3 protein-coding genes are annotated in these 4,792 nt (G+C 45.1%); all 3 read right to left on the bottom strand.

Annotation, left to right across the window (positions count from 1 at the left end; translation table 11 throughout):
* The coding region (gene fghA / locus ACTXGO_RS09750; RefSeq protein ID WP_443574248.1) for an S-formylglutathione hydrolase at positions 1-845 on the bottom strand (845 nt) is incomplete at its 3' end.
* Positions 846-893: 48 nt separating this feature from the next.
* Positions 894-2,342, bottom strand: a complete 1,449-nt coding sequence (locus ACTXGO_RS09745) for a C13 family peptidase (protein WP_443574247.1) — start codon at positions 2,340-2,342, stop codon at positions 894-896.
* A 237-nt stretch (positions 2,343-2,579) separates the two neighbouring features.
* Entirely contained in the window at positions 2,580-4,562 is a 1,983-nt protein-coding gene (htpG, locus tag ACTXGO_RS09740) for a molecular chaperone HtpG (RefSeq protein WP_443542909.1), read from the bottom strand.
* Positions 4,563-4,792: the final 230 nt, after the last annotated feature.

Genomic DNA, 4,792 nt, shown 5'->3' with positions numbered 1-4,792 from the left:
ATCACCGTTTGAATAAAGTAATAACTGTGATCATGACCCGCTTGATAGCGCAGGGTTAATGGCTGCTCAGCTTTTTTGCAAGCTTGCTGTAATTTTTCTGTTTGCAATTGATTTTGAGCTAAAAAATCGTCAGCTGCACCTTGATCAACTAAAATGCTGGCATACTGCTTGCCAACTTCGCTAATCGTATGCGCCGCGTCCGCTTGCTTCCAAAGCGCTTTATCATCGCCAAAGTATTCGGTATAAGCTGCCTGTCCCCAATCAGACTCACTAGCTGCGCAAACTGGCGATAATGCTGAGACACTGACAAACTTACCTGGAAACTTGAAACCAAGCAATAACGCGCCATGCCCGCCCATAGAGTGACCTGTAATACCGATACTGCTAATAGCAAACTCGCTACGCAGTAGATCGTATAGCTCATCGACAATGTAGCTTTGCATATTGAAGTTCTCCGACCAAGGCGCTGTTGTCGCATCAACATAGTAGCTCGCCCCCTGCCCCACAAAATAACGCTCATCGTTTGGCACCTCAACCTCATCGCTGCTACGAGGTGAGGTGTCAGGTGCGATAAATATCATGCCAAGCTCGCTACATTTTTGTTGAAAGTGGGCTTTGTGCGTGACGTTATCAGCATTACAAGTGAGTCCTGATAAATACAAAATTGCAGGGCAGCGTTGTCCTGCCAAGGCCTCATCTGGCAAATAAATACTAAAGGTCATTGGCGTCTTAGTTACCACAGACTCATGACGATAATAGTGCTGCTCGCCATCAAAACAGCGGTTCACACTGACTTGCGTCATCTGCGAGTTACTCGCCAATTTTTGTGCATAAGAATTATTCATAATAAGTATCCTTTTATTGTAGTTAGAAAAAGACTTGTTTATATGGTTTTATTTAACTATGGGCACTGTTTTAGACATACTATTTTCGATATCATCAGCACCGCTATTATTATTGCTAAGCGCTGGACGCTGGTTGAACAAGGCTTGTTCAAACGCTGGCAAGGCAGTTTCCATCAAGCTACCGATCGCCATTTGCGGCTCTGAGGGCTCAAAACCCATAAAACTCTCACGCTCTTGTATGCGCAGGCTGGCGTCTTTAAATGCAGTTGCAAAGCTGGTGTTTTCTCGTAGACTCTCGGCGAAGAACGCTTGGCCAAAATAAGTCATCTCAGCGCTATTAGTACAGCCAAAGGACATCTTGTCCGTCGCTGATGCGGTAATCACTACCGTTGTCGGCGAAGCTAAATCATCGATAAAAGAGCCTGAATAACAAGCCGATATAATGATGACTCGCCAGCGAATACCTGCGCTATCTAGCGCCTCGCGTAGCCATACAGCCTCCAAGCTGTCCATCTCAACGGGTGCGTTCTCAAGCTGAAGAATATCTTCGTTGCCATGAGAGGACAAGGTTAAGAGTAGCACATCTTCATCCGAGTTCATTTTTTGACCGATGGTTTTAAGGCTTTGTAAGATACTAGTTTTAGTCGCGACAGGCTCATCCAGCCAGCTATAGGTATTGTTGATCAAGGATAATGAGCGCCCGCTAGTACCAAAGCGTACATCAAATAGCTCGCGCGCATGATTGATCTCAGAGCGAAACACATCTTGCCCCGCAAAACCTGCCACCCCCATAAAGTACCAGTCTGTCTGACCCAAGACGCTAGGGTCAAGGCTATCTAAGGCTTGCTGTAATAGACGCGGCTGCTCGTATAAAGCCGCCTCATCCAACACTGGCTGCATAAGGGTTTGCTTAAAAATAGGCTGATCTGCCACATTGTTTTGCCAAATCGTCAATAGTGCGACAGCGCCGATTAGTACAATAATACGCTCCCACCATGGCGCGCGCAGACGACGAGAGAATATCCAAAGCAGGGCTATGGTCTGCCACAAAAATAATAATAGAAACAGTATCGGTAGTAATGAGTAGCTCCATTCAGGCAGCCAGCCTTGATGACCAAAGAACTGTACTAAGCTTTGTAGTAGCGCTGATAAAGTATCGGCGACGAGCCACAGCACTACAGGGACAAATAATAGTCCTTGATTACCCAAGCGCCGCGCTAAGATAATGCCACCCAGCAAGATAATCACTGGCCAAATTAAATAGCTGACAAGCCCTTGCTCATTGAATACGCTACCGCTCTCGGCTGCTAGCCAAGAGAATAGTACGTTGCTACTAAGAGCAAGTGCTGCAAATAAAGCAAACTGAAAAAAAGTAGGCTTAACCCAAGAGAACGCCCGCGTTGAACCAACGAGCATCCATAAGGCTGCAATGATATTGGCCGCAAAATTAAGAGAGAAGCGTTGAAGCGAAGTGGTTTTTAGCGATGAGAGTGACAAAGATGGTGACCTCTATCGAGTAGATAATTGAACAATCATCAAAGCGATGGCTTTTTATAAGCGTCTAAATGGTTTGAAAAATCAGACTTTTGATGAATGAGTCTAACGCGATTGTAACGGATTGTCAGTGAAGACAATACTAGGATTTGTAAATACTTATAAAAACAGCGTTAAACACATATAAAAAGAGACCTTATATAAAGGTCTCTTTTTAACGAGTGATTGAAACAGTAGATTCTAGCGCATCAACAGCTCGTTGACGCGTTTGAGATACGCGGCAGGATCATCAAGCTGCCCACCATCGGCAAGTAGCGCTTGATCAAAAATGACTTGCGCAAGCTTATCAAAATCACCATCAGCCTGCTCGCTGGCCTCTAGCTTTTTGATCAGCGGATGATCAGGATTGACCTCCAAGATAGGCTGCGTCTCTGGCACTTCTTGACCCATTTGCTGCAGCATCTGAATCATCTGTGGTGACAGCTCGCCCTCTGCAGTAACCAGTATCGCAGGGCTATCAACTAAGCGATTAGAGACTCGTACGTCTTTGGCACGTGCGCCTAGAGACGATTTAAGCTTATCAACCACAGGCTTCATAGACTCTTGCGCCTTTTCAGCCTCCGCCTTTTCTTCTTCGTCTTGCAAATCGCCTAAATCTACTGCGCCCTTGGCAATGTTTTGTAGCGGTGTGTCGTCAAATGACGTCAAAAAGTTCATCGCCCACTCATCAACGCGGCTGGTCATCAAGATAACTTCGATGCCCTTTTTCTTAAATAACTCAAGCTGCGGGCTGTTCTTTGCAGCGGCTAAGTTATCAGCCGTTAGATAGTAGATGGCTTTTTGACCCTCAATCATGCGAGCTTTATAGTCCTCAAAGCTGGTCGCAACTTTATCATCAGTGCTAGTGGCATAACGCAAAAGCTTGGCAATACGTTCTTGATTGCCCATGTCCTCGCCCAGACCTTCTTTGATGACATCGCCAAACTCGCTATAGAACTGTGCAAACTTATCTTGCTTGTCACTATCTTCACTATTAGCAAGGCTTGCCAGCATGGTCAAGATGCGGCGCGCATTACCATCACGGATAGATTTGACATCGCGCGACTCTTGCAATAACTCGCGGCTGACGTTAAGTGGTAAGTCGGCAGAATCGATAACGCCTTTGACAAAGCGCAAGTACATTGGCAAAAGCTGTTCCGCGTCATCCATGATGAACACGCGTTTGACATATAGCTTAAGCCCGTGCTGCTGCTCGCGAGTATACAGATCCATCGGTGCTTTTTTGGGTACATATAACAGCTGAGTGTACTGTACGCGGCCCTCGACACGGTTATGCGTCCATGTGAGCGGGTCATCCATGTCATAGCTGATGTTTTTATAAAAATCAACGTACTCATCATCTTCAATCTCGGATGCTGAGCGCGTCCAAAGTGCACTGGCTTTATTAATGGTTTCCCACTCGTCAGTCAGTACCATTTGTCCACTAGCTGGCGTGTCGTCGCCTTCCTCAACCTCATCTTCTTGCCAGACTTCTTTACGCATCTGAATGGGCAGACTGATATGGTCTGAGTATTTATTGACCAGACGCTTGATCTTTGCGCGATCTAAATAATTATCGTCGCCATCGGTGTATTCTTCTTTTAGGTGTAAAGTGATACTCGTGCCGCGCGTATCCTTGGTAATAGGCTCAACGGTGAAGCTACCCGTGCCGTCTGATACCCAGCGTACGCCTTTATCCGCAGGCTCGCCCGCTTTACGCGATTCGACACTGATTGTGTCAGCGACGATAAAACCTGAGTAAAAGCCAACACCGAACTGACCGATCAATTGACCATCTTGCTTTTGTGATTCAGATAATTTGTCCAAAAATGCCTTGGTACCTGATTTGGCAATCGTACCCAAATTGTCAATGGCATCAGCTTCGTTCATACCGATACCGTTATCGATAAAGGTAATGGTTTTGGCTTCCTCATCAACGGCGATACGTATTTTGAGCTCACCGTCATCTTCGTACAGGCTGTCATCGTTAGTGGCTTCAAAACGCAATTTATCACAGGCGTCTGATGCGTTTGATACCAGCTCACGGACAAAAATATCAGCGTTTGAGTACAAGGAGTGCGTCACTAGATGTAGCAATTGCGCCACTTCCGCTTCAAACGTATGTTTTTTTAATTCTGGATTATTCTCATCAACTATTGGATTGTCGTTTTTTGATTCACTCATAAAAAACTCCTTTAATGTATGTCAAAACTTATTATTAAACAGCAGTCACTAAACCAAAATCGCTCAAATAAGCATAAGAGCGATTTGGTTTTAAATAGCGCTAGGCTGCTTATACTAATAGGGGCGCAGGTAAATTTTTCAAGCGTAAATAATAGATAGCGTCGAAACAAAAACACCGCCTAAGTTTTTTAAGCGGTATCATTTAATAAAGTAATGTATTGTGGCAATTT

It is taken from the genome of Psychrobacter sp. T6-1, assembly GCF_052258445.1.
Note: the sequence above shows the minus strand (reverse complement) of the source record. Positions and strands in the feature narration are given on the sequence as shown.